Origin of the sequence: Pseudomonas sp. Irchel 3H7 (genome assembly GCF_900187605.1) — a bacterium.
Classification (GTDB): Bacteria; Pseudomonadota; Gammaproteobacteria; order Pseudomonadales; family Pseudomonadaceae; genus Aquipseudomonas.
In genome coordinates this window covers 182,061-207,318 of the sequence record NZ_FYEA01000003.1, presented here as the reverse complement: position 1 = coordinate 207,318, position 25,258 = coordinate 182,061, and the positions used below count along the sequence as shown (strand labels likewise).

Here is a 25,258-nt window from a genome sequence, read left to right as displayed (position 1 = left end):
ATGCAACGCTGGGTCCGCCTGACACCACAGTCAGGCGGCCCGGGCCGGTTATCGACTCAAGGAAAGTGACCATGGCTGACTCACTCCGTCCCGCTGCGCAGTTGTTCATTCAACTGTTTGGTGCGCAAACGTCTTCTGCGCAAAACCGGCTTTCAACGCTCTGGAGTTACCTTGAGCAGGGGGGATCGTTTTTCCCTCTGGTCGAAAAGGGTCTTCCGGTACTGGTCGGCGAGTACGGACTTGAGCAGGAAGAGGCCCGGCGCTTTTTGCGTCGGGCCAACAGCCTGGCGACCTATGTGCGGCGTCGGTTTATTGAGCATCACGCGCAGTGGGACAAAGCCGGGTCGACAGGACCGTCCAGCGGTTTGATGTCGCTCTTTGACGGGCCGCAACTGGAGCGAATATTCGATCTGCAGTTGAGCGCCAAATGCCCTTCGGATTCTCTGGAGTCCATGTTCGGGCCTTCGGCGTATCTCGTCTTCCTGTATCGCTTGATTCGCGACTTGATCGAATCCGTTGGTGACGGCACCAAGCTGCCGTTGCATGAACGTCGCACGGATTTGATGAAGTTGACGGTCGACAGTAAAACGGTGAACGCGCCGGAGCCATCAGTCGACGTGATCGTACGCGTGCTACAGGCGTTCATCACTACGAACACGGAGGTTCCAATTGAACAGGCATTGATCAACGCACGCTATCCCAACGGTCTGCCGTATTACCAACATTGGGACACGATTGATGGGGTTGCGGGTTTCAACGGACGATCAGTGGGGGATTTTGCCAACATTGTTGACGGGAAATTCCCCAACTTCTTGCACTCCGGGTCCCTGACCAGTCTTGCCGCTGCTGCCTTGGCTCATGCCTCTCGGCTTGGTCCGTACCAGCAGAAGTTGGTGACTGAAGAATACAAAAATTCCGAGGATATGTATCAGTTCTATCTGGAGAACTTTGGCACCGAAGACGTTGAGTATATGAATCTCAACCAGATATTTTATTTGGCTCAACGTACAAATCTTGTGGCCGAGGAGGTTACAAGTCTTTTTTCGGTTGGGGACTACGCGCCGCGGCGTTCGGACAATGTGGATTACCCCAGTAAACCCGACGTCCCGGAAGGCGGCCGATCCGGCTCGGTTTACATCAATGGTAACGCTCACCCCGGTATCGGTATCAGCACGCAGTCAGGGACTAATCTTCATCGGATACTCGTTAATCCCAATAACCCAAAAGGCTTGAATACATTTGATCGGCTCAACCGCAAGTTACGCCTGGATAAATGGCTGAATCTGCCTCCTGAGCAGACTGACGCCTTGTTGGCGGCAGCCATCAGGGCTGAAGCACGTGGTGCCGAAAAACCTGAGGTTTGGGCGATTTCGGTAAACGTGATCCATGCATTGGGTCTGTTTCAGCGACTGCGTGAACGCTACAACTGCACGGCAGCAGATTTCGCCGTGTTCCTCGATGAACTGTCACTGTACGGTCGCGGTGATGCACTGTCGCAGTTCGATCAGGTCTTCAATAATCAGGACAATTATCGCAAACCGCTGAAACTCGACGACAAAGCGTTTGCGCTGATACCGACATCGGATCAAGACAATCTGACGGTCAGCCAGCTATGCAGTGGTTTGGGCATTGATCTTCAGACTTACCACTATCTGGCGTTGGCGATAGCCCAGGCTCATGATCTTACCGATGATCTGGTGCGCAGTTCGGCGGTCATCTCCAGTTTTTACCGTTTGGTAAAACTGCCCCGGCTGTTGAATATCACGCCGGTCGAAGGCGTGTTGATGCTCCGTGTGCTGGGCGGAGAAACCTGGCTCAAAGGGCTGGCAGGCAAGCCGCGTATTGTCGACGTGGCGGTTGATGACAGCCGCACTGACGCTACGCCGGGTGTGCTGAGCCTGATCGAAGCCATGCAGGCCTGTGTGCAATGGTGCGAGCAAAGCAACATATCGGTGCTGTGGATGTTGCAGCACGTGAGTGCACCACTGCGTTTAAGCGAGTTCTCGCAGCAGGATCAGCAGTTCTTCGACAAGATCGGCGCCCTCCTGCCCAGCGCGCGGTTGTCCGGTAATTCTTTTCTCCTGGCCGGTATTCCACCGGCCGGAGAAAGCGACTGGCTGGATTTACTCTCGATTGACAGTGAGGGGCTGGCGCCGGTTGTCGATGTCAATGGCCTGATACTGGCCACTGACCTAACGCCGGAAGATTATTTGGCCTTTGCCCGCGAGAAACTCGAATGGGCCGTCAGGAACGGCCTGGAGATTGAGGAAACCCAGGTCAGCGTCTTGGTCGAGATCATGCTCACCGTTCTTCTGCGGGCCAGAGACGCGCAGGTGTCGCTGGTCAGGGAGTCGCTGGCAATCTACGCCGGCATCGAGGGCGAATTGGCCATTCTGGTGTTGGACTGGGTCGATGCCTCGGTATATCAACTGTTGCGCCAGGTGTATGACCGCACCGCCCTCGAATCGCCAGCGAGGGCGCGCAGGCGCGACGAACCTTCCGATCCGTTACTCGAGCTGCTGGCTGTTGTGCGTCAGCGCGCTGAAGTTGTTTCGACACTGGGCTTGAGTGCGGCATTGGTCCGGGACTATCTGGATTATGGATACGCCAAGTGGATCGACCAAATCACCATCATCGATCCCTCTGAAAAATTTGTGTTCTCGGTGCGCATACTTTACGCAATGACCACGCTGACTCGCGCGTTCAGTCTGAGCGAACAGCCGGAGCAGAAGTTGCTGGATTATCTGCGCCAGGTCCATTCATTACCTCCCATGCTCAGCGCCGATGCATTACGCGTGGTGCAGCAGGCCGCGGCCATCAAACTGGCTGAGTTCTTTGCCTGGAGCGCGCAGGAAGTCAGCGAATGTGTTCGCCATATCGATCCTGAAACCCAAGTGTTGAAAACCCTGGATCAACTGGATCTGCTGATGCGCGTTTATCAGTTGTCGATGCAGACCGGTATGGATGCGCGGACCATTTTGCGGATCGGTACCTTGCCGGAGACAACCGATGCCAGTGAGGCCTACGCCCAGGCGGCTGAACTGGCTTTGCTGAGTCAGACCCAGACGCGTGTGCCGGTCGTGCAAGCACCGGGCGAACTGAAGCAGTTGGTCCGGATGACTTGCACCGTAACGCCTACAGAAGTCTTCGCTGGTAAACCAGACGAGAAAGCGATCATTACGATGACGCTTACTGACGCCCGGGGCGCAGCGTTGAAAGGTGTCGCGGTTGACTGGCACTCCGAGCTAGGGACCATCAGCTTGGGTATCACCGATACCCAAGGAGTCCTCACGGCTGAGTATGTTCCGGGCAAAGTCTTGGGCACGGACAGTCTTTATTTTTCCATGAGCCTGCTCGAGCCTGAGTGGGCAGTGAGCATCAACGTCATTGCCGACGCCGAAAGCATGAATTTCCCGACATCGGAAATGTCTCCGGTGCCAACGGAGGTCGTGGAGCTTGGTAAGACAATCACACTTTTCGCCAAGATGGTGGATCAGTACGAAAATCCTGGGGCCAACATGCTGGTGGACTGGGCCTGGGAAGAAGGAACAGATCCCGAGAAAAGGCCAACGATCCGCCCGGCACAGGGTTTCACCGATCAGGACGGTAGAACCACGGTTTATATCACCAGCGCTTTCAGCGGGGAATTCGAAGTCGGTGTACGCAGCCTGGCAAGCGCGAAGGGGATTGTCTTCGAACCCATCAGGTTTGGGGTGTCGCAAGGCCGCAGCCACTCGCTAGAACAAGCGTCACCGCCTTCTGACAGTGACGCGGGAACCTCTTCCACGGAGCAAGGATCATGACATCGAACAACATTGGTCTGTTGCAGGAAAAACGTCGTACCGCGTTGCTTGATTATTGCATCGGGCAAGTAAGGGCGGAGCGTTACCCGCCTTTGCGGACCCCGGAGGACCTGTTCGAATTGCTACGCATCGACCCGCTGGACAGTGCTCGGGTGCAGACGTCGGGGGTGGCCGAAGCGATCAGTTGTGCGCAGCAATACATCAGTGCCGTGTACAACAAAATGGAGCCCGGTTTCGAAAACCACGAATTTCCCCCAGAGCAGTTGGAAAACTGGGCGCTGTACAACAACTACTCGGACTGGGCTGCGGTGCAGATGATCGCGCTCTACCCGGAAAACTACATCAATCCGTTTGTGCGTCAGCGCAAGACGGATCTGTTCAAGACCCTTGAAAACAATCTGAACCAGGCCCGTCTCAACACCGATTCGGTTCAGGCGGCGCTGCAGGATTACTTGCAAGCCTTCGAGCAGATCTGCGATCTGGATGTCGTCAGTGGCTACATGGACGGCACAAACCCTGAGCGCGCCGATTATTATTTTGTCGGGCGTCAGCGGGTGCCGCCGTTCCAGTACTTCTGGCGCAAGGCGCAAATCGAGATAACGCCCACTTGCCGCGCCGTCAACCCGGCGGCGTGGAGTGAATGGAAAGCGGTGGACATTCAACCCGCCGGGCGGGTGCTGGACATACGTCCGGTGATCTGGAACGGACGCCTGTGTCTGGTCTGGGCGGAGTGGCGGGACAAGGTCGGCGAGATCATCAAAACCGATCCTCCGGATCCCGATAAGGACGACAAATCCCGGTTCGTACCGCATCAGCTGGATATCAATGTGGCCTTCATGAGGCAGAACGGCCAGTGGTCGGCGCCTTTGAATTTACGCCATCGCGAGTTTGATGAGGATCTCTCTGCAGGTGCCCGGCTGATTGCAACTGTGTGGGTCGATCCTCAGATCCCCAAAGGCAAGCTGGGGGTATTGCTGGTCAACGATAAAACCGGCACAGGTGCCTTGAAAGAGATCGCGATCATCGATGTGCTGATGCGTCCCGTTACCGGGGACAGTGGTAACTGGCTTGAGCTGGCCAATACGGATCGATTTGTTTCTGCCTTGACGGTTCAGCACCCCTTGGGTCTTGAGGTTACGGTGGTATCCAGCGAGTCGCCGTCAGGCTCCATGGCCGCTTTTCTGGGACTGAACGTCTTCGCCATGCGCGTGAATGACAACGACGTGCTGACGGTTGAGGGCTTTTGCAGGTCAACAGGGTTACCAGGCATCGGGAAGACTGCGTTTACCTTGCAGTTGGAACTTGCAACTGTTAACGACCCTGAACCTGTGAAAAGTGACGTTGCAATCGCCGGCGATTGGACAATGGCGTTCTTGAAGACCTTCACTCGACCAAAAGGGACGTGGAAAAACGTCAGGTTCACTCTAAAGAATGATACTGAAGGCTTTGGCGGTAAACAGTTTGACCTGAAGATTGTCGATCTCTCGGATTTCCTCGCGCCAACGCTGCTGAAAAACACCACGGATGCCGCCCAGTTCCTCGACTTTCAACTGGGCGCTGGCTGGGCGATGCAATACGTTCGGCTCAATTCGCTGTTCGGTCCCGAGTTGGTCACACGCTCCACTGTCTCTCCAGCGACTCTGATTAATTGGGACTCCCAGCATCTGTCAGAGCCGCCGCCTGCCGGTGTTGATTTCGAGGAACGCAATGGCGCTTTCGACGGTGCCAACGGGCTGTTTTTCTGGGAGCTGTTTTTCCACTTGCCGCATTTGATCGCGACACGCTTGCGTGATGAAGAGCGGTTTGCCGAAGCACAGACGTGGTTGCATTTCGTCTTCGATCCCCGGGCTAATGCCGACAGCAGCACGGTACCCGAGAAACCGAATTACTGGCGCTGCCGACCGTTGATCAACGATCTGGGCAATGTCGGCTGTGAAGCCGTGGCGCCCGCCGACCCGGACGCGATTGGATATTCAGCGCCTGTGCATTTGAGGCTGCTGATGTTCATCGAGTATGTGAAGAACCTCATGGCCTGGGGGGACTGGCATTACCGTCAACTGACCCGCGAAAGTCTGGTGGCGGCAAAGCTTTGCTATGTGCAAGCGGGATCATTGATGGGCAAACCGCCTCTGACTCAAACGGTGAACTTGTGGCAGACCGCGACGCTGAAGGACCTTTTGGCCCAAAGTTGCACGCGTACGGCACTGGAAACGTTCGAGCAGACATTGAATTACAGCCTGGCAGATGTTCCGGCCGGCTCCGATAGGGCTCCCATGCTGGGCATGTTGGGGTGTCCGCCGTTCAGGGCACCCATCAATGATGAGTTGTTCACTTGGTTCAACCAGCCGCAGGACCGCATGAACAACTTGCGCAACAACCTGACGATTGATGGCAAGCCCATGCTCCTGCCGTTGTTCAACCCACCGACCGACCCGAACCAATTGCTGCGCGCTCTGGCTGCAGGTGGTGTCGGTGGCGCCAGACCGATGGGCGGACGGCTGGTGGTGATTGCGTTTCGCTGGCGCGTGATCTTCGAGGTTGCCTTGCGTGCGGTGCAGGCCTTGCAGGATTACGGCAGCCAGGTACTCAATCTGCTTGAGCGGCGTGATCGTGCCGAGCAGGAAGAGCTGCAGCAAAACCATCTGGTGGAGTTGGGCAACTACGCCAAAACCGTACAGGAGCAATCCATCGCTCAGTTGGAAGCGAGCATGACGGCGCTTGAGCAGAGCCGGGCAGTGGCGCGGGAACGGGCTGATGCTTACGCAGCACGCTATGACGAAAACGTATCGGCTGTCGAATATCAGGTCATGGCAAACCTGGACCAGTCCAAAGAGCTGGCGCTGGCTGCCAAAATCCTCAAACCGGTAGGCGTGGCATTTGCGACCGCACCCAATATCTTCGGTATGGCGAACGGTGGTTTTCGGATCGACAAAGTTACGGATGCCATCTGCTTTGGCCTGGAAATCGCTTCGTCGATGCTGCAAATCGATGCCGACAAGCAAGCCACCACCGAAGGTTATCGCCGTCGCCGCAATGAATGGGGGCTGCAACGCGATCAGGCGCTGGCCGAAATCGCTGCCATCGATGCGCAGATCGTCGCGCAGAGCCATGCGATTGATGCGGCCAGAACCAACCTCGCGCAAACGCTGCGAGCTAACGCTCAGGCGTTGACGATGTACAACTATCTGAAAAAGCGCGCGACCAATGCCGAATTGTTCGGCTGGATGCTCGGCCAGCTCAAGGCTTTGCACTATCAGGCTTACGACGCGGTGGTCAGTCTGTGCCTCAGCGCACAAGCGGCGATGAGCGCCGAAACCGGCGATTACGATTCATACATTCCCTTGCCGCAGGTCTGGCAGGATCAACGCCACGGTTTGACCGCTGGCGAGCATCTGCGCGCGTATCTGCTGCGTATGGAGCATGAGTACCTGCAGCGCACCGAGCGACGAGTTGAAGTGGTAAAAACCATCTCCTTGCGTCGCCTGTTCAACGATGCAATAGACCCTCAGCTCGGCATCGGTAGTTGGGAGGCTGCATTGGCGCAATTGCTGGCGACCGGCTCGCTGGTGTTCAAACTCACCCAATTGCTGTTCGATCGGGATTATCCGGGACATTACTGTCGGCAGATCAGTTCGGTGGAAATGGACTTTGCAGTGTTGACGGGCCCATTCGAGGACGTGCGCGCGACCTTGCTGCAGATCGGCAGCATGACCACCAGCCGGGCTTCGGTGCAGTCAGTGCAGTACTTGCACAATCCTGATCCTGATGTAGTGGCCCCTTCCGATCTGCTGTTCAACTTGCGTCCGGGCCAGCAGATAGCCCTGTCTGTGGGGATTGCCGACAACGGCATGACGGCGGTGAAGCCAGATGAAGGTTTGCTCTATCCATTTGAAAATACCGGTGTGGTGTCCACCTGGGAGCTGAAATGGCCATGGCATAAAGAACCGCGACAGGAGGCCATGCTGCGCTCGATGAACGATTGCATCTTGCGCATTCGCTATTCGTCCAAGTGCGGAGATCAGTCGTTTACCGATTCGGTGAAGGAGTTGGTCAATGCAGCGCAAGAACGCCTGGCCGGCAAGGGAGTGCGCAATCATGAGTGATCCTGTCGTTCGGATGAATGAAAACCTGGTGTGCAACGGTGATTTCGAAGAAAGGTTCGAATGTTGGGCAAGGACGGGGACAGTTGTCATAGGCTCAGCGTATTACGAAAACAAGCCTGTCAAGCACCTCAAAGCGCCGAAGGGCGCGGGGGTCACTCAGGACGTCACACTTCCCAGAGATCCCGATGGCAATGGTGCTTATTGGCTGAGTTTTCTATGGGAAAGCAGTTTCGGCCAATCAGGCTGGGTGAAGATTTCTCAGGGAGAAGCGGAGCATTACCGCATCGAACTCGAACCCGTCGGTAAACCTGATCTGGCACAACAGCGCGAGGGTTTCGGATCTGGGCCAGAGAGGCGATTCAGTCCGACCCTGCATGAGGTAGAACTGACATCGCCCATCTCAAGTTCAAAGCCACTGCGCATCGAAATATACAGCTCGACAGAGTCTTCGAGTCCATTTGGCGAACTCTGGGTTACACGCGTCAAAGTCGAGTTGAAACTCGCGCCACTTGAGTTGCAGGAAATTGAGCTGGACGGCATCTCGTTCCTGCCCTTGCGCAAAATGTACCTGTGTCAGGGCGCCAGCAGCGGCGGAGCTTTTGGCAGCGACGCATTGATCACGCCCCACATGCTCGGTTTTGTACCTGTGCCGGATAACCCTTGGGACGGCACCCAGGTCGCATTGAGCATCGACAATAACCCGCAGGGCGCGATTGTCGCGACGCCTGCCTGGGACACCCCGCAATTGCTGGACGAGCCATGGACGCTCGATTGCCCGCTGATCGATGATCAGGACTACGAATTCACCCTGAGCTTGCGCAACCGTTACACCGCGCAGGCCTACGAGATCCCTGTATCGCTGGGGCATCATCGACTGATTTTTCGTGAGGTGGTCGAGGCCGCTTACTACCCATTGATTGAGCAAAGTGTCCGTTTGGGGGTGCAAGTGGCGTCGTATTACACCGGCCAGCCATTTGCCGGGCTTACGGTGAACTGGGCGACCGCCGAGCGGGGGGTGTTGGCGGCGGCCGTTACTGATGAACAAGGTTGGGCCTACTACTGTTATGAGGCGAAGGCAGCAGGGGACTTCGTTATTGAAGCCTCTGTGGTCAGCCTTTATTACGAGCAGGGTGTGTGGACTCAGACGTTTGACGTGCGGGTACTGGGAGAGGATCCGTGGGCACAGATGACTGTCTGTGAGAATAACGAAATCAGGGACTGGATTGATAACAGTTATCCGAACCGGGGTTCTACCCATTCCATTGATGTAATGCTGGCGGCCAACAGTCCTCTGCGAGGCAGCGACTTCTATCTGCACTGGCACGGTGACAGGCATGAGCAACTGGGTGTCGTGGTCAGTCCGCCTCTGGAAACGGCAGTGCCCATGCCGATCGATGGTGAGGGCACTGCCTCGTGGAGGCTGAGTTGTGAAGACCGGCGCGACGGGATGTTCGAATTGTCACTGGTCTGCTCGAAGCTGTTGTTGCCGTCGCCCAGAAAGCGCATGTCGCTGGCGCGCAACAGGATCAAGATCAAAGAGGTACGCCAGGCCGAGAATAGTCCGGTAGTGGATGAGAACGGAGTTGCGTACCTGCGCTTGCAAGTGGTGCATGTTACTGATCAGGGGGACGGCGAGCCGGTAATCGGTGCGAAGATCGAGTGGCAAACCGACAAAGGCATTTTCCGCAGCCAAACGGGAAGCGCTGGTTGGGGGAGCCTGAAGTATTACACCAGAGAACCCGGGATTCACGCGATCACCGCGGCGGTCCGAGCGCATGAATCGGCCGAGTCGCATGAGTGCGAATTTAGCGTGACCGCGATTGCCAGGAGTTCCTGGAAAGACAAGGTCAACATCACATTTGATCGTGGTCGGATCGAACAAGATCTAGGGGTTGCCTGCAAACGAGGTCTCACCCATTCCCTGGAGGTCACTGCCCTCGCCGGCAGTCCTCTTATCGGCCAGGAAATCACGCTGGCATGGGGCATTGACGAACCAGGCATCGGGCTGGTGGTGAGTGAGCTTGACGAACCCAGGGAGTTGCGGGCAGATGAACCGCTGATCTGGACTCTGAGTTCTGAATACGCCAAGAGCCGCAGCAGTATGTTCGGACTGCGGTTGTTGACCGATTCACTGGAAGATCGAGAGTTGCTCGGCCGCTTGGTTTCACCGGATATTCACGATGAGTTCACGCTTGTTCTGGATCAAATGAGCCCCGAACGAGGTCAGTCGCTGTATCCCTGCCTGGGCGCCGTACACCGGTATATTTTTAGAACCCATGCGCTGAGTGCCCTTGTGGGGCTTACGATGGATTTGCAATGGAACGGAACTCCAGCATCAGAATTGGGCATCGTCCTCGACCCTCCTCCAATGAGCCGCAATGTTATTGATGAAAGTGGCATGACTTGGACACTGAATTGTTTGGCGAGTCGGGTTGCCGGAAGTTTTAGAGTTAATTTTAATGCGGAGCTTGGGGGCCGAACCGATTCAACCACGCTGCACTTGGGCCACAACAAACTCAGCATTGAAACCGTGCGTGAGTCTGCCATTTTCCCTATCGTGGGTCAGGCCCCGGCATGGATGTGGGCGAAGGTCCGTTCGGACTTCTCGGAAGAAGCCATGGTTCAAGTACCAACGCAGTGGAAGGTTGATGGTCACTCTGAAGAACATGTGACTGCTGACGATGGCTGGGCAGGCTTTGCGCATTGGGCAACCACAGACGGATCGGCGACGGTTGAGGTGTCTGTCAGCAGTCCGTATGACAATGTTACAGATACACGTTCGATGGCGGTCTGTTCGCTGGCCGACGATCCGTGGGATCGATTGCAGTTCAGTATGGACAACGGGACTGCGCAGCCTTTTGGCCAGGACACCGGTTTTGCGCGGCGTAAACAGACCCATAGAATCGATATAACTGCTCCGGAAGACACCTTCTTGTCCGGTAAAAGGTTGATGCTGGGCATGGTCGGCACCGGGCCTGAGGCACTCGGTATTCGTTTTACTCAACCAGTACTCGGTTTGCCACGGACCTTCAGCCGCGAGGCGGGATTCACCGATTCCTTCATGGTCGATGACAAGCGTAACGGCAGTTTCGGCTTGTTTCTGGCCTGCGAAAGCCTGGCTCGATGGTCACCTGTCAATGCAATATCGGTGGGTGAAGGCGCGCAAGTGGTGAAGATTGCCGAGCGTTCGCGGCTTAGCCAGACGCTGTACTGGGGCGAAGCTGTGTCCGAGCGGATCACCCTTGTTTCGGCTGTCAGCGGCAGGCCGATGGCGGGGATGAATGTTGTCTGGCGCACTCTGGATCTTGGCGAGGTGACGACGACCACCAACTTCTACGGCGAGGCGTGGATCCGCTTTGTGCCCAAGACTCCCGGAGCGGCGCAACTGACCGCGACGGTGGGGGACGCGCAGTATTCGGAATCGATTTCATTGCCGTATTTCCTGCACGAGCCGCGAGAGATCAAAGAGCTGGTCAGTGATGATTTGACCGGTTATCCGGGACAAGAAATTTCAGCTCAGGCTTTGGTGGTTTCAGCCAATACCGGCGAGCCTTTGGCCAATGTCGAAGTGATGTGGGAGTACGACAACACATCTTTACCGGCAACACTGACGGGTGCCGATGGGATGGCAACGGCGCGCGTTGTCTTGGGCGCAGCAGGTGAGGCTTCGTTGTGGGCGTCGGTAAATGGCAGCTTGGCTGGCTGGGACGTGAAAGCGCTGTGGTTGACTGTCAATGAACGTCCAGCGACTGTGAAGTCCGTTGTCGCCTCGCCGAATCCGGCTTTCGTGAACGACTGGGTAACCATGACTGCGTTGATCGTAGACAAGGCTTCTGGAGAAGCGATACGGGAAAGGAAAATACTTGTCTCCATTAACGGGAGGCCATTCATTGAGTCCAGTACGAATGGCAACGGTAAATACGAAACCGCTTGGAGGGTGATGGATCTGTCGGAAACCGTGTCCCTTGAGGTCAAAGTCGAGAATCCTGACGGGACCTCGAGCAGCGGATCTGTGCACGTCAAGATCGAGAGATGATCAAAGCGCCGCACTTCTTTTCCAGCTCAGATACAGCGTCACCAGTTCGGCCCCCAACTCCGCGGGCCGGACATCCAACACCGGAACGCCATGAGCGCTCAATCGCTCATGGAGTTCTGCCCGCTCATTCATGTAGTTCACCGTGCCGCAGTAAGCCAACGCCTCGGGCAATGTTTGCACCGTGGTCTGACGTAACGTATCCAGCGTTTCTTCGCGCAGACTGGCGACCAGCACCCGATGCTGTGCGCTCAGGCGTTTGACCGCACTCAGCAGTTCCTCATCGTCCTCATCGCGCAGGTTGGTCACCAGCACCACCAGTGCCCGGCGTTTCTGGCGGCTCAGCAACTGATTGGCGGCGGCCTGAAAGTCGGCGGGGCGCTGCGTGCTGTCGAGGTCATAAACCGTGTTGAGCAGCACGTTCAGTTGCCCGCTGCCTTTGACCGGCGCGAGATGGCGTGGCTGATCGCAGGCGAAGGTACTCAAACCCACCGCATCGCCCTGACGCAGCGCCACATAACTGAGTAGCAGACAGGCATTGAGCGCATGGTCAAAGTGCGACAGCTCATCGTCCTGGCTGCGCATGCGGCGGCCGCAATCGAGCAGGAAGATAATCTGCTGGTCGCGCTCGTCCTGATATTCCCGGGCAATCGGTGTGCGTTGACGGGCCGTCGCTTTCCAGTCGATCTGACGCAGGCTGTCGCCTTCACGAAACTCGCGCAGTTGGTGAAATTCCAGGCCCTGACCGCGACGTTGCCGCTGGCGTACGCCGAGCTGGCTGAGCCAGTTGTCCACGGCCAGCAGCTCACCGCCGTAGAGCCGGGCGAAGTCGGGGTAGACGCGGGTCTGATCGCTGACCCTGAGCAAGCGTTTGCCTGACCATAATCCCAAGGGACTGGGCAGGTTGACTTCGCAGTGGGCAAAGCTGAAATGACCGCGTTGGAGCGGGCGCAGGCGATAGCCGAGCAGACTGCGCTGGCCGGGTTGCAATTCAATCGCCAGCGGCAGGTTTTCGAAACTCAAACCTTCTGGCGGGTGGTCGAACAGTTCAATGTGTATCGGCTCGCTGAAGTCATGTTCGATTTCCAGACGCACTTCACCCCAACGGCCTAGTGCCAGACTGCCGGGCATCTGTCGCGTGATGCGCGGTGTCGGCAGACGTTGCAGGCGTAGCGCATCCAGCGCCGCCAGAGCCAACAGCGCCAGCAGCAACCCCCAATTGATCGATACCAGGCTCGCCGGAGTTTCGATCTCCAGTGTGCGCAATGTGCCCAGCACAATACCGATGGTCAGCAGCAAGGCCAGCCAGATCAATAGCAGGCGCGAGGGTTTCACAGACGCGGCGCCGGAATCTGGTCGAGCAGTTGCTGGAGCACTTGATCTACTTGCAAACCTTCAATGTCCAACTCCGGGGCAATGCGTACACGATGGCGCAGCACGGCCAGCGCGCAGCCCTTGATGTCGTCGGGAATCACAAACTCACCGCCACGCAACAAGGCGCGGGCGCGGGCGCAACGCACCAGGGCAATCGACGCGCGCGGCCCGGCGCCAAGGGTCAGCCCCGGCCAGGTGCGCGTGCCGCGCGCCAGACGTACGGCGTAATCGAGGACCTGATCGTCCAGTGGCAGGTCACTGGCGATACGCTGCAAGGCTTGCACGTCCTTGGCTTGCAACACCGTGCGTAGCGGTTGCACATCAAGCATGTCAGCGCGGGTCGAACGGCAGACCTGACGCACCATGTTCAGCTCTTGATCAGCGTCGGGGTAGTCCATGCGTACCTTGAGCATGAACCGGTCGAGTTCGGCTTCCGGCAGGGGATAAGTGCCTTCCTGTTCGATCGGGTTCTGCGTGGCCAGGACCATGAACGGTTGCGCGATGGGCAGGGCACGACCTTCGAGTGTGACCTGACGCTCCTGCATCGCTTCGAGCAAGGCGGCCTGGGTTTTCGCCGGCGCGCGGTTGATCTCGTCGGCCAGCAACAGGTTGGTGAACAACGGGCCTTTGCGCAGCTTGAACTGTTCGGTTTGCAGGTCGTACACAGCGTGGCCGGTGACGTCGCTGGGCATCAGGTCCGGGGTGAATTGAATCCGTGCAAACTCGCCACCGAAGCAGCGGGCCAATGCCCGCACCAGCAGGGTCTTGCCCAGCCCCGGCACGCCTTCAAGCAACACGTGACCACCGGCGATAAGTGCCGTCAGCACGTCGTCGATTACCTGGTTCTGGCCAATCAGCGCTTTCTGCAATTCGCCGCGCACCGCTTGTGCCAACTGGCTGGCACGCTGGCGTTGCTGGGCGGCGTGGCTGGCGCTGCCGGGCTCGATCTGTTCAGTCATAGCGTGTTCCTCAGGGTTTGCAGGTGGGCGACCTGGCGGCAGAAATCGGCGCTGGAAACCCGCCGGTTCGGCACCGGGCTCAGGGCCTGGCTGATAGCGCGGGTGGGTTGTCGGGTCAGGCGCGACAACGCCAGCCATTGTTCGGCAACGTTCAATTGGTCAAAGCCTGGATGGCGGCGGCGGGCGCGGCGCAGCACGTCCTGTTGCAGTGCTTGCAGCAGCGCCTGCTGGCCGTTGTGGCGCAACAGGAAATCGGCGCTGGCGCGCAGGTGTTCATGCAATTGCCGACGTCCACTCGGGGCGGGTAATTGCAGTGGGCCGTGGCGTACGCCGACGTGCCAGAGCCACAGGCCGATCAATGCGAGCAGGGCGACGATGGCTTGCGGGAAGTAGCGCCAGAGCAAGGTGAGCAGACCATCATGCTCGGTGTTGTAGATCAACGTGACGTCGGTGTCGGCGCTCAAATACCAGAGCAGCCAGGCGTTGTCGTACTGGGCGATGGCTGCGGTTTTCCACAGATCGGCGTCGGTGACCACGGTAATCGTGCCCAGGCTGTAGGGCAGTTGCATCATGTGCGTGGCTTTGGCGCTGTTGGCCCAGGCTTGCGCAAGATTCTTCGGGTCGTCGAGGTGGAAGTCGGTGTCGAAGCCAGCGTAGGCCGGTGCGTCTTCGTCTTCCAGATAGAGTTTGGTCAGTTGCGGGAAGCGATCGGGTTCAGCGTCGGCGGGCAAGTCTTTCAGATCCTTGCTCAGGGATTGATGCAGTTGCACCTGATCGAGCAACAGGTCGTTGCTCTGTCTGGTTTGCTCATCCCACAGCGATTCGGCGACGAACACCAGACGTCCGCCGGCTCGCGTCCAGTTCAACACTTGATCGACCTGCCGCGGCGTCATTCGCGAGCGGTCGTTGAACAGCAGAAGCGTATGCCGGCGCGGATCGATATCGGGGAGCATCGCGAGGCTTTCGGCATGGCTGACGTTGAGGCCGCGCTCACGCAAAAACAGCTCGGCCGCCAGATAAGGATTGGCTTGCGCGGCGGGCGAGGGGCCGTGATCGACTGCTTCCTGATAAGGCTTGGCCTTGAGGACGAGGAAAACGCTCAGCGCGCCCAGCAGCAAGGCGATCAACGCAGCGACCCACCACAGTGTCCAGCGACTCAACGGGCGGCTCCGGGGCCGAACAAGGCGCGCCAGCCATCGCACAATTCCTGCTGCAGAGACGCCGCCGGCACGCGATGCCCGTAGGCCATGTTCTGCCAGTGGGTAGTCAGGTTGCGGCTGAACGCGAGCAGCTCGGGACGCTGCAATTGTTCAACGTGCGCCAGTACCTGGAGTTCGGTGTCGGCGGGTTTCAGCGTCAGGTCGAAATCGTGGAGCAGATGGCTGAGCAGTCCTCGATACAACAGGCCCAGTGCTGCGCGGGGTTGGCTTTGCCAGAGTTGTTCGGCGCTGGTGGCGATGTCGTCAGGCAACGCGTCGCGGTTCAAGTCCAGGCCAAAGGCTTGTTGCGGCACCGCACGTTTGGGCTTTGCCGGCAGTCTCGGGCGGCGGCTGACGAAGGCTTGGAGAAAATCGCGATAACGCCAGATCAGCCAGCCGATTGCAGCGATGACCGCCCCCCACAGCAACACTTCAATGAGCTTCGCCAGCACGTTGAGGTGTTGCCCATCGAGCCAGCCCAACAGGCTTTTCAGCCACTGCGGCGCTTCACCCGGTGTTTGCGCTTTGGCCGGTTCTGCGGGGTCCTCGCCGAAGCGATAGCGGGTGACGAATTCCTTGTTCTTGAACGGCGGTTGCTCAAGCAGTGCCTTGATGCTGTCACGCGATGCCTGACTGGTCAGCGGCTGATTCAACAACCGCGGTGTCTGTGGACCGTCATCGGGCTCGGCGGCCCAAACCGTGGGCACGTTCGGCACAATCAGACAGACTGCCAGCAGCAATCCCAACACACCGTTGTTCAGACGCTGACGCAAGCGGCGGAATACCAATTCGATGTCCCATGCTTCCAGTTGCGTGCGCCGGTTCAGATAAAGGCTGAAGCCGCAGGCGACGTAGACCGGTTCCCACACCACGAGCACCAGCGCATAGAAGACATTGGTCAGATGTTCCAGCCAGCGCCACTCGTTGTCCGCCGCGAGAACCAGTGACTGCCAGTCCCAATCCGTTTCGATCTGCTGCGGCAGCAACATGTAGAACAGCACCATCAGGCCGATCCACAACGCGGTTTCCAGATGCACGCCGATGATGGTCAGCCATTGCGCCGCGCCGGCGTTGCGTTGCAGCAGCACCTGCAGGCGCTGTTGCCGGGCGCTGCCGTCGAGGCCTTCGAGTTGCAGCACCGGCAATAGAAAGCTGCGGCTGAAACTCAAGCGGCGCCAGGTCAGGCTGGCCAGCAGTTGGGGTCTGAGCAGGCGCGGCCATTCGCGCAAGGCTTGTTTGAGCGTCGGCGTTTCGCCAAACAGCGCTTTCGACAGGATGTACAACGGCAGGCGTTCATACGCCGGTTTCAGCCACCAGAAGATAAACACCGCCAGTGATGGCGAATCCCACAGCAACAGGCTGAGCAAGGTGAACAGCGGCAGGGTGACGATCGCCCAACTGCTCATCAGCAGACGCCGATGTTGCTGGCTCATCAGCACACCAAGGTCCATGGCTTCCCAGGTTGTGCGCGGACGGATCACCACGGTGGCGTCACTCAGGCGCATGGCGGGTCCTTCCGGCGAACGACAGATAGATCGCAACCAAGGCCCAAAGTCCGGCCCCGACCAGATATTTGGTCAGCGGCGTGACGCTGGTTTTCGATGACCAATAGGCTTCGATAAACGCGGCAATCAGCAGGAACAACATCACCCCGCAGACCAGCAATACGCTCTTGCGCGCGGCCCGTTTCAGCGCTTCGCCGCGAGTCAGCCGTCCGGGTGCGATCAAGGCCCAGCCGAGTTCCAGGCCAGCCGCGCCAGCGAGGGCAATGGCCGTGAGTTCAAAGGCGCCGTGGGCGATGACGAATGACCAGAAAGTCTGGCCGAAACCGATCTCGCTCAGGTGCCCGGCCACCGCGCCGATGACCATGCCGTTGTAGAACAGAAAGAACGCACTGCCCACGCCCATCAGCAAACCGCTGGCAAAGGTCTGAAAGGCGATGCCGATGTTGTGCATCACGTAGTAACCGAACATCACCCAGTCTTCGCTGGCCGCGCGTTCGGCGGGGCGCCCGAGGTGGCCGGCGACCGGGTCGTACATGCCTTGCATTTCACGCACCTGATCGGCGGGGATCAGGTTGTAGACCAGCTCGGGAAACACATATACCAGCATGCCGACGCCAATCAGGCTGCCAAAGAACAGCAGGCTGGCAACCAGTACAAAGGGCCATTCGGCGCGCACCAGACGTGGAAAGTCAGCGAGAATGAAACTCAGCAGATTGGCACCGAGCCGGCTGCGGTGGCGGTACAGCTGTTGATGCCCGCGTAACACCTGTTGCTGCAATGAGTCGATGAGAAAACTGCTGTAACCGCGCTCCTGTGCCAGCGCAAGATGCTGGCAAAGCCTGCGATAGGCCTTGGGGAAACCGGCGACTTGTGAGGTGTCCTTGCCCCGTTCAAGGCGTTCGAGGGCCAGCGCAAAACGCTCCCATTCGTCCTTGTGGCGACTTTCGAAAAGGCTTTGCTTCATGTCGGGCCCAACAAGCCGCGAGCGATGCCGTTGAGTTCAGCGACAGCTTTGGGCGCAGAAATATGCAGGGGCTGGGCGAGCAGGGCCGCCAGTTCATTGACCCGCGCTGGCGATAACTCTCCTTGGCGCTCGGCGAAACCAAGCACGGCGCGTTGTTCGCTGAGGGTGAGTGGCACGGGTGAGCGCCGCGGTTCGGCGTCAGGCAATTGTGGACGGCTGAGCGGGCGTTCACTGTAGATCACCAGCGTACCGGCAGCCATGTCACCGAGGCGTTTGAAGGTCGGGTGTTGCAGGCAACTGAGGGTGCCGAGAAAGTAGCCAAAAGGCAGCAGATCGACAAAGCGCAGCAAGTTTCGCAATAGCGACGCCGACCAGCCGATCGGTGTGCCGTCGTCGTGCACCACGCGCAGCCCCATCCATTGTTTACCCGGCGAGCGGCCCTGACGCAGCACTTCGAACAGCACCATGTACCACCAGCTGATTGCAAACAGCAGCAGCGAACCAAGACCCATGCCGAGCTTGCCGAGAAACGCCAGGGCAATGAAAAGCACGCCCATGATCACGCCGCGAATAACCAGATCGAGCGCAAAGGCCACGGCACGCACCATCAACCCGGCGGGACGCAATGGCAGGTCGATGCCTTCCGGCGTTTCGACCTGATGCCGCGTATCCAGCGGCGGGGCCAGCGGTGCTTTCCTTGGCGGTGCTGTGGGCTCGAGCATGGGCTACCTGATGTTCGCCTGTTCGGGGTGCAAGTGAGGCCGATGCTAGCAGCCTCTCGGGGGAAAACGACATAACTATGTATTGCACATCGTGAAGCGCGAAGTGTTTGAATGACGCGAGGCTGGCCGCGAGCGCGGTCGAGCGCCTAGACTTTGCCGATCTTCAGTTCAGGAACCGCCCGTGACTTCAATCTTCTGGTACGACTACGAAACCACTGGCATCAATCCGCGTAACGACCGCCCGTTGCAGGTGGCCGGGATCCGCACCGACCATGCGCTCAACGAGATCGACGAGCCGGTCAATCTTTATTGCCAGCCCAGCGAGGACATCCTGCCGCATCCGGCAGCGTGCGCGATCACCGGCATCACCCCGAGCCAGCTCGCCGAAAAGGGTTTGAGCGAGGCTGATTTCATGACTCGCGTGCATGCCCAACTCGCGGCACCGGGCACCTGTGGCGCCGGTTACAATACGCTGCGCTTCGACGACGAAATGACCCGTTACAGCCTGTATCGCAATTTCTTCGACCCGTACGCCCGGGAGTGGCAGGGCGGCAACAGTCGTTGGGATCTGATTGATGTGGTGCGCGCCGCTTATGCGCTGCGTCCTGACGGCCTGGTCTGGCCGACCGATGACGAAGGCCGGGTGACCCTCAAGCTCGAACGCCTGACGGCCGCGAACAATATCGATCACGGGCATGCCCACGAAGCGTTGTCAGACGTACGCGCGACCATCGCACTGGCGCGGTTGATCCGCGAGAAACAACCAAAACTGTATGACTGGCTGTTCCAGTTGCGCAGCAAGCAAAAAGTCATGGATCAGATTCGCCTGCTGCAGCCGCTGGTGCATGTTTCCGGGCGTTTCTCGGCGGCGCGCAGTTATGTCGGTGTGGTGCTGCCACTGGCCTGGCACCCGAAAAACCGCAATGCCCTGATCGTCTGCGACCTGCACCTCGATCCGCAGGGGTTGCTCGATCTCGACGCGCAAACCCTGCGCGAGCGTTTGTACACGCGCCGCGACGACTTGCTGGAAGGCGAGTTGCCGGTGCCGCTCAAGCTGATTCACATCAACCGTTGTCCGGTGGTGGCACCGCTTGCGGTTTTGCGCGCGCAGGATCAGCAACGTCTGGGGCTGGACATGGCCCTGTATCAACAGCGAGCACTGCGGCTAACTGACGCACAACAAGTTTGGAAAGATAAAGTAGCGGAAATTTATGTCAGCGAAGATTTCATTCCGAGTGAGGATCCGGAACAACAGTTGTACGACGGATTTATCGGTGACCGCGACCGGCGTCTATGTGAGCAAGTGAGGAGCGCCGACCCGTCACAACTAGCGCAAGAGCAATGGCCTTTCGATGACGAACGTTTGCCCGAATTACTTTTTCGATATCGCGCACGCAACTTTCCCGAGACGTTGAATTTCGAAGAGCAAGAACGCTGGAGATTATTTTGTCAGCAGCGCTTGTCCGCGCCTGAATGGGGCGCGCCGAATACCTTGAAGTCTTTTACAGAAGCGGCAGAGCAGTGGTCACTTAATGCCACGCCGCTGCAGAGTGAAGTGCTCAATGAATGGCAAAATTATGTCCAGGCATTACGCAAACGTTTGAGTCTTTGAAATCGAACATGACCGGGCTTAAATGCCGGGCATAAAAAAACGCCAGCATTCGCTGGCGTTTGTTTTTTCGCGGATATCTCTGCGAAGGCGTTGCGGCTTAGCCCAGCAGGGTAGCCCAGCCTTCAACCACGTCACCGCCCCACTTGGCTTTCCACTCTTTCAGAGTTTTGTGGTTGCCACCTTTGGTTTCGATGACTTCGCCGTTGTGCGGGTTTTTGTATTGTTTAACTTTGCGAGCACGCTTGGTGCCGGTAGTTTTTACTGCGCCGCCGCGTACTGCTTTGGTTTTTGCTTCCGGGTCCAGCAGCGCGATGATGTCACGCAGGGACTTGGAGTATTCGCCCATCAGGGTGCGCAGTTTGCCTTCGAATTCCAGCTCGGCTTGCAGTTTGTCGTCTTGGGACAGGTTCTTCAAACGGGCTTGCAGCTCTTTGATAGCTTCTTCGGTGGCGCGGTATTCGTTGATCAAGGACATGATTACTACCTTAGTAGAGTGCTGAATGGCAGGGGGACAGTGCCGCAATAATAGTCAGGCTGTTTCATCAAGTAAACATTTAACCTGAGTTTTTATTTAAATTAGTTACGAGAAACTGCCATCTATTGAATATTCAGTTAAATAGTGTGACCCAGTCATCACAGATATTCACAGTTGTCTGATCAAGCGATACCACGGGATCACTGTCAGGTGGACGATCACCCCGTCAAGCATCCGTCATGCCGAGCCTGCCCCGGACCGTGCTGATCAATACTGCAGTTTTCCTGCGCAGCCGCTAGAATGGCGGCCTTTGCGAAGTTCTGGAGTTTCCCCCTCATGCGCACTTTTCGGCTGGTGATATCTTGCCCGGACCGCGTTGGCATTGTTGCCAAAGTCAGTAATTTTCTGGCAGCCCATAACGGCTGGATCACCGAAGCGAGCCACCACTCGGACAACCAAGTCGGCTGGTTCTTCATGCGTCACGAAATTCGTGCCGATTCGCTGCCTTTCGGTATTGAAGTGCTGCGCGAGAAGTTTGCGCCGATCGCCGAAGAGTTCTCGATGGACTGGCGCATCACCGACACCGAGCAGAAAAAGCGCGTTGTGCTGATGGCTAGCCGCGAATCCCACTGCCTCGCCGATTTGCTGCACCGCTGGCACAGCGATGAACTGGACTGCGAAATATCCTGCGTGATTTCCAACCACGATGACCTGCGCAGCATGGTCGAGTGGCACGGCATTCCTTATTATCACGTCCCGGTCAACCCGCAGGACAAGCAACCGGCCTTCGACGAAGTGTCGCGCCTGGTCAAACAGCACGACGCTGAAGTGGTGGTGCTGGCGCGTTACATGCAAATCCTGCCGCCGGACATGTGCCGCGAATACGCGCACAAGGTCATCAACATTCACCACAGCTTCCTGCCGTCGTTCGTCGGCGCCAAGCCGTACCACCAGGCTTCCCTGCGTGGCGTGAAACTGATCGGTGCGACCTGCCACTACGTGACCGAAGAGCTGGACGCCGGCCCGATCATCGAGCAGGACGTGGTTCGCGTCAGTCACAGCGACAGCATCGAAGACATGGTGCGTTTCGGCCGTGACGTCGAGAAGATGGTGTTGGCGCGCGGCCTGCGTTATCACCTTGAAGATCGCGTGCTGGTGCACGGCAACAAGACTGTGGTGTTCTGATCGAACCCACACAGGCTTGAAAAACCAAGGGTCTGGGCGTTCAATCGTTCCAGGCCCTTCGCCGTTTCTGACCCGAGGAAATGTTCATGAGTGATCCACTGGACAAAGCCACTTCCAAAGCTCCGGCAACGTTGGGCGAGGGTTGTTTGAGTCGATATGATCCCGAGGACATGAGCCCTGAGGATGGTACCGAGTTTCTCGGCGCTGCCGAGTTGTGGGAACAACTCAAAGAACAGCAGCAGGACGACGTCAAGAAGCCTGTCTGACGTTCATCAGCTTCTTCAACAGCGGCCGCCCCAGCATCAACAGAAACACCGGGCCACCCACCAGCAGGTAAAAGTAATACGTCACCACCCGCCAGATCAGAATCGCCGCCGCTGCGGTGGATTTCCCCACCATCGGCGCCAATAAGGCCGCCGAGGTCAGTTCCGCCGCCCCCGCACCGCCCGGCAGCAGACTGAATTGCCCGGCGCCCAGCGACAGCATCTGCACCAGAAAACTCCAGGCCCATTGCAAGTCTGCGCCCAGGCCGCGCAACGCCAGATACAACACGCTGTAACGCAGCAACCAATGCACACACGTCAGGGCGAAGACTTTGCTCAGCGTCTGCCAGGGCAACTTCAGCGTGTCGGTGAACGCAGCGAGAAAGTGCAGCAACTTGCGCGCCCAGCGGCGTCGGGTGCTGGCCTTGACGTTCATTCTGGCTAACAGGCGCCCGCTCAGGCGAATCAATGCGCGGTGATAACGCGCGAGCAATACACAACTGAACAAGCCGCCGAACAACGAAACGGCGCTGACCATCAGCAGCCACTCCAGCCGATCGCTGAGGTGTTGAAACAACGCATAAATCAGAATCCCGCTGAGGGCGCAGAGAAAGAACAGCAGGTCACTCAACTGATCCATGGCAAACACTGCGCTGCCTCGCGCCGGGCGCACACCCGATCGGGCCAGCAGGGCCATGATCGTCAGTGGTCCGCCGCTGCCACCGGGTGTCGCGCAATAGGCGAATTCGGCGGCCATGACCACGCCAAGACTCTTCATCGGCGTGACGCGATCGCACTGATCGCCGAGCAGCAAACGTAAACGCAGGGTATTGATGCCCCAGCACAGCAGGATCATGCCGAACATCACCAGCAGCCAGTGCAGCGGAAAGCTTTGCAGGCGCGCCCAGGTTTCGCTGCCGCCGAGCACCACCGGAATCAGCACGGCCGCGAGCAGGCCGATCAGCAGCAGAATGCCGCGACTCATGCGGCGCGCTCCCATTGGCTGTGCTGTTGCGCCAGCCAGTCGATTTTAGTCATCGGTACGCGTCCTTCCGCCAGCAGTCGTTCAAGGGTTTTCAACCAGTAATCGCGGGAGAAACGGTGGCGCATGTCCACCGGGTGCAAGCCTAGCCGAATCACCGGTGCCTGGCACCAGCGCTGTTCCCGCTGCTCGCAGACTAACTTCGACAAGCCTCGGCGCCAGGCACTGCGGGCGCTCCAGACCAGACCTGGAGCATTGATGGCGGTGAACTCCGGCAACCGATACAGATGCTGCGGATCACTGGTATAGCTCAGCGGCAACTCACGCAGGGCCTGGCGGGTGCCGTCACTCATCAGCCAGGCAGGGGCGACGAAACCGTGCAGGGGCCAGTCGTAACGCTGAAATACATCGATACCCGCGCGCAGACGGGCGAGGGCGGACTCGCGGGACAAGCGGTAGAACTCGCCTTCATGGGTGTAGACCCGGCGCATGAACCAGTCGCGCGGGGTTGTCGGGCCGGGTTCCTGATCATCATGGAAGTAACCGTGCAGGGCCAGTTCATCGCCACGGGCAACGCGTTCATCGAGCAATCGGCGAAACGCCGGGTGAGCATTGAGGGCGTTGTGCCGATGGAAATCCGGCACCACCAGCCACGTCATCGGCACTTGTCCCAATGCGTCGACCGCTGCGACAAACGGTTGGTAATCCGCCCAAGTCGAGGGCGCCACGTCGTGCAGCACCAGCAGCACAGCCGGGAGATTCGTCGATTCAGCCATTGGCGACTCGTGGCAGTGTGTGGCCGAGGACGGCGTGATAGTGATCGAGCAGACTGTCGACCACCGTGTCCCACGCGTAATGCTGTTCAACATGCTCGCGCGCCTGTTGGCCGAGTTTCACGCAGCCGCGACTAAACAGTTCGCGCACGGCATTGGCCATCGCTTGCGGGTTGTTCGGCGCGCACAGCAAGCCACAGGACTCGCTGATGATTTCCTCGAAGGCACCCGCGGCCACGGCGACCACTGGAATGCCACAGGCCATGGCTTCAAGAATCACCAGACCGAAGGTTTCCTGATCACCGGCATGGACCAACGCGTCTGCGCTGGCCATCAATTGCGCGACTTTGTGTGGCGGGCAGAACTCATCGATCACACTGACGTTGTCCGGTACGGCAGCGGGCATTGATGAGCCGACCAACAGCAGGTGATAACGCGGGCCAAGGCGTTTCATGCAATTGAGCAGTACTGGCAGGTTTTTCTCTTTCGAACCGCGCCCGGCGAAAATCAACAGGCGCGTCTCTTCGGCGATGCCCAGTTCCGCGCGCAGATTGCGGTTGCCCGCGTCTGGATGAAAGGTCTGCAGGTCCACGCCCAATGGCTGCACGAAAACATTGCGCACGCCGAGTCCGCTGAGCTTGTCAGCCATGACCTGACTGGGCGCCAGGACCCGGTCGAAGTTGCCGTAAAGCCGGGTGACATAGGCCTCGATATTCGGCGTTACCCAATGGCCCATGCGATTGCCGACCAGCAAGGGCAGATCCGAGTGATAGAAACCGATCACCGGCACGTCCAGCTGCCGCCGCGCATCCAGCGCAGCCCAGGCGGTCAGATAAGGATCGCCGACTTCGATCAGATCGGGCTGCAAATCCTGCAGCACATTGCGCCATGGCGCGAGGCGTACAGGGAAGCGGTAACCTTTGCCGAACGGCAGGGCAGGGGCGGGAACCGTGTAAATGCCGTCGTGTTCGCCGAAATGCGCGCCGGGAATCAACAGGCTGTGGCGAATGCCGGGTTTGACCCCGAGCCGGCGGTGTTTGGCATCCAGATAAGTGCGCACGCCGCCGCTGGCCGGGGCGTAGAACATAGTGATGTCGGCGATATGCACGGTGACCAACCCTCCGCTGCGTGGTTCTCCCTTGGTTGACCTTTATCAAGAATAGATGTTCGGTCGGGATTGCGCGGTAGAGCTGAAGAGCTTCAGAGCGGAAGAGCCCCTCACCCTAACCCTCTCCCGGAGGGAGAGGGGACTGACCGAGGTGTTTGGGTTTTATGCATCGACCTGAAAGTCTTCAGTCGAACTCAG

General features: G+C 58.3%; 16 protein-coding genes. 6 read left to right on the top strand and 10 right to left on the bottom strand.

The window, feature by feature from the left end; translation table 11 throughout:
• Positions 1–71: 71 nt before the first annotated feature.
• Genes CKW38_RS07000 through CKW38_RS06990 form a run of 3 tightly spaced genes read left to right on the top strand, consistent with a single transcriptional unit; the run spans position 72 to position 11,942 of the window.
• On the top strand, positions 72–3,803 hold the full coding sequence (locus CKW38_RS07000; protein ID WP_095112293.1) for a Tc toxin subunit A: 3,732 nt from the start codon (positions 72–74) through the stop codon (positions 3,801–3,803).
• Positions 3,800–7,906 (top strand): neuraminidase-like domain-containing protein, encoded by a 4,107-nt coding sequence (locus CKW38_RS06995; RefSeq protein ID WP_095112292.1) that lies wholly within the window; start codon positions 3,800–3,802, stop codon positions 7,904–7,906. The genes CKW38_RS07000 and CKW38_RS06995 overlap by 4 nt, the downstream gene beginning before the upstream one ends.
• A complete protein-coding gene (locus CKW38_RS06990; protein WP_095112291.1) occupies positions 7,857–11,942 on the top strand; it encodes an Ig-like domain-containing protein in 4,086 nt (1,361 codons plus the stop codon). The genes CKW38_RS06995 and CKW38_RS06990 overlap by 50 nt, the downstream gene beginning before the upstream one ends.
• Here CKW38_RS06990 and CKW38_RS06985 read toward each other — a convergent pair whose 3' ends face one another.
• From CKW38_RS06985 to CKW38_RS06960, 6 genes are read right to left on the bottom strand one after another with little or no spacing between them, the layout of a single operon-like run.
• Positions 11,943–13,274: a DUF58 domain-containing protein gene (locus CKW38_RS06985; protein ID WP_007949646.1), complete on the bottom strand. Its 1,332-nt coding sequence runs from the start codon at positions 13,272–13,274 to the stop codon at positions 11,943–11,945. It lies immediately after the preceding gene.
• Positions 13,271–14,272, bottom strand: coding sequence for a MoxR family ATPase (locus CKW38_RS06980; RefSeq protein ID WP_007912781.1), 1,002 nt, complete (start codon positions 14,270–14,272; stop codon positions 13,271–13,273). The genes CKW38_RS06985 and CKW38_RS06980 overlap by 4 nt, the downstream gene beginning before the upstream one ends.
• Positions 14,269–15,432: a DUF4350 domain-containing protein gene (locus tag CKW38_RS06975; RefSeq protein WP_095112290.1), complete on the bottom strand. Its 1,164-nt coding sequence runs from the start codon at positions 15,430–15,432 to the stop codon at positions 14,269–14,271. The genes CKW38_RS06980 and CKW38_RS06975 overlap by 4 nt, the downstream gene beginning before the upstream one ends.
• Positions 15,429–16,976 carry a DUF4129 domain-containing protein gene (locus CKW38_RS06970; RefSeq protein ID WP_095112289.1) on the bottom strand — a complete coding sequence of 516 codons (1,548 nt, stop codon included), beginning with the start codon at positions 16,974–16,976 and terminating at the stop codon, positions 15,429–15,431. Before CKW38_RS06970 ends, CKW38_RS06975 begins: the two co-directional genes overlap by 4 nt.
• A complete protein-coding gene (locus CKW38_RS06965; RefSeq protein ID WP_007912778.1) occupies positions 16,963–17,940 on the bottom strand; it encodes a stage II sporulation protein M in 978 nt (325 codons plus the stop codon). Before CKW38_RS06965 ends, CKW38_RS06970 begins: the two co-directional genes overlap by 14 nt.
• Complete coding sequence (locus tag CKW38_RS06960; RefSeq protein ID WP_007912777.1) at positions 17,937–18,662, bottom strand: RDD family protein; 726 nt, start codon at positions 18,660–18,662, stop codon at positions 17,937–17,939. The genes CKW38_RS06965 and CKW38_RS06960 overlap by 4 nt, the downstream gene beginning before the upstream one ends.
• Before the next feature lie 181 nt (positions 18,663–18,843).
• Between CKW38_RS06960 and sbcB the strand changes: the two genes are divergently transcribed.
• Positions 18,844–20,274 (top strand): exodeoxyribonuclease I, encoded by a 1,431-nt coding sequence (sbcB, locus tag CKW38_RS06955; protein WP_007912776.1) that lies wholly within the window; start codon positions 18,844–18,846, stop codon positions 20,272–20,274.
• Between the two features lie 97 nt (positions 20,275–20,371).
• Here sbcB and mvaT read toward each other — a convergent pair whose 3' ends face one another.
• On the bottom strand, positions 20,372–20,749 hold the full coding sequence (gene mvaT / locus CKW38_RS06950) for a histone-like nucleoid-structuring protein MvaT (RefSeq protein WP_007912775.1): 378 nt from the start codon (positions 20,747–20,749) through the stop codon (positions 20,372–20,374).
• A 336-nt stretch (positions 20,750–21,085) separates the two neighbouring features.
• On the opposite strand from mvaT, the gene purU reads away from it, so the two are divergent.
• Together purU and CKW38_RS06940 are read left to right on the top strand one after the other, a co-directional pair.
• On the top strand, positions 21,086–21,934 hold the full coding sequence (gene purU / locus CKW38_RS06945; protein WP_007912774.1) for a formyltetrahydrofolate deformylase: 849 nt from the start codon (positions 21,086–21,088) through the stop codon (positions 21,932–21,934).
• Positions 21,935–22,020: 86 nt separating this feature from the next.
• The gene (locus CKW38_RS06940) at positions 22,021–22,200 is read left to right on the top strand and encodes a hypothetical protein (protein ID WP_095112288.1); all 180 of its coding nucleotides are present in this window, start codon (positions 22,021–22,023) and stop codon (positions 22,198–22,200) included.
• Here the strand turns inward: CKW38_RS06940 and CKW38_RS06935 are convergent.
• Genes CKW38_RS06935 through CKW38_RS06925 form a run of 3 tightly spaced genes read right to left on the bottom strand, consistent with a single transcriptional unit; the run spans position 22,184 to position 25,060 of the window.
• Positions 22,184–23,182, bottom strand: coding sequence for a lysylphosphatidylglycerol synthase transmembrane domain-containing protein (locus CKW38_RS06935; RefSeq protein WP_007912772.1), 999 nt, complete (start codon positions 23,180–23,182; stop codon positions 22,184–22,186). The two genes, CKW38_RS06940 and CKW38_RS06935, sit on opposite strands and share 17 nt — an antisense overlap.
• A complete protein-coding gene (locus CKW38_RS06930; RefSeq protein WP_095112287.1) occupies positions 23,179–23,955 on the bottom strand; it encodes a DUF2334 domain-containing protein in 777 nt (258 codons plus the stop codon). Before CKW38_RS06930 ends, CKW38_RS06935 begins: the two co-directional genes overlap by 4 nt.
• Positions 23,948–25,060, bottom strand: a complete 1,113-nt coding sequence (locus tag CKW38_RS06925; RefSeq protein ID WP_095112436.1) for a glycosyltransferase family 1 protein — start codon at positions 25,058–25,060, stop codon at positions 23,948–23,950. Before CKW38_RS06925 ends, CKW38_RS06930 begins: the two co-directional genes overlap by 8 nt.
• Positions 25,061–25,258: the final 198 nt, after the last annotated feature.

Bases quoted from the DNA above. Each gene is read 5' to 3' on its own strand.
- CKW38_RS07000 (WP_095112293.1), top strand. From the start codon at position 72: ATGGCTGACTCACTCCGTCCCGCTGCGCAGTTGTTCATTCAACTGTTT.
- CKW38_RS06995 (WP_095112292.1), top strand. From the start codon at position 3,800: ATGACATCGAACAACATTGGTCTGTTGCAGGAAAAACGTCGTACCGCG.
- CKW38_RS06990 (WP_095112291.1), top strand. From the start codon at position 7,857: ATGCAGCGCAAGAACGCCTGGCCGGCAAGGGAGTGCGCAATCATGAGT.
- CKW38_RS06980 (WP_007912781.1), bottom strand. From the start codon at position 14,272: ATGACTGAACAGATCGAGCCCGGCAGCGCCAGCCACGCCGCCCAGCAA.
- CKW38_RS06970 (WP_095112289.1), bottom strand. From the start codon at position 16,976: ATGCGCCTGAGTGACGCCACCGTGGTGATCCGTCCGCGCACAACCTGG.
- CKW38_RS06965 (WP_007912778.1), bottom strand. From the start codon at position 17,940: ATGAAGCAAAGCCTTTTCGAAAGTCGCCACAAGGACGAATGGGAGCGT.
- CKW38_RS06960 (WP_007912777.1), bottom strand. From the start codon at position 18,662: ATGCTCGAGCCCACAGCACCGCCAAGGAAAGCACCGCTGGCCCCGCCG.
- mvaT (WP_007912775.1), bottom strand. From the start codon at position 20,749: ATGTCCTTGATCAACGAATACCGCGCCACCGAAGAAGCTATCAAAGAG.
- purU (WP_007912774.1), top strand. From the start codon at position 21,086: ATGCGCACTTTTCGGCTGGTGATATCTTGCCCGGACCGCGTTGGCATT.
- CKW38_RS06940 (WP_095112288.1), top strand. From the start codon at position 22,021: ATGAGTGATCCACTGGACAAAGCCACTTCCAAAGCTCCGGCAACGTTG.
- CKW38_RS06935 (WP_007912772.1), bottom strand. From the start codon at position 23,182: ATGAGTCGCGGCATTCTGCTGCTGATCGGCCTGCTCGCGGCCGTGCTG.
- CKW38_RS06930 (WP_095112287.1), bottom strand. From the start codon at position 23,955: ATGGCTGAATCGACGAATCTCCCGGCTGTGCTGCTGGTGCTGCACGAC.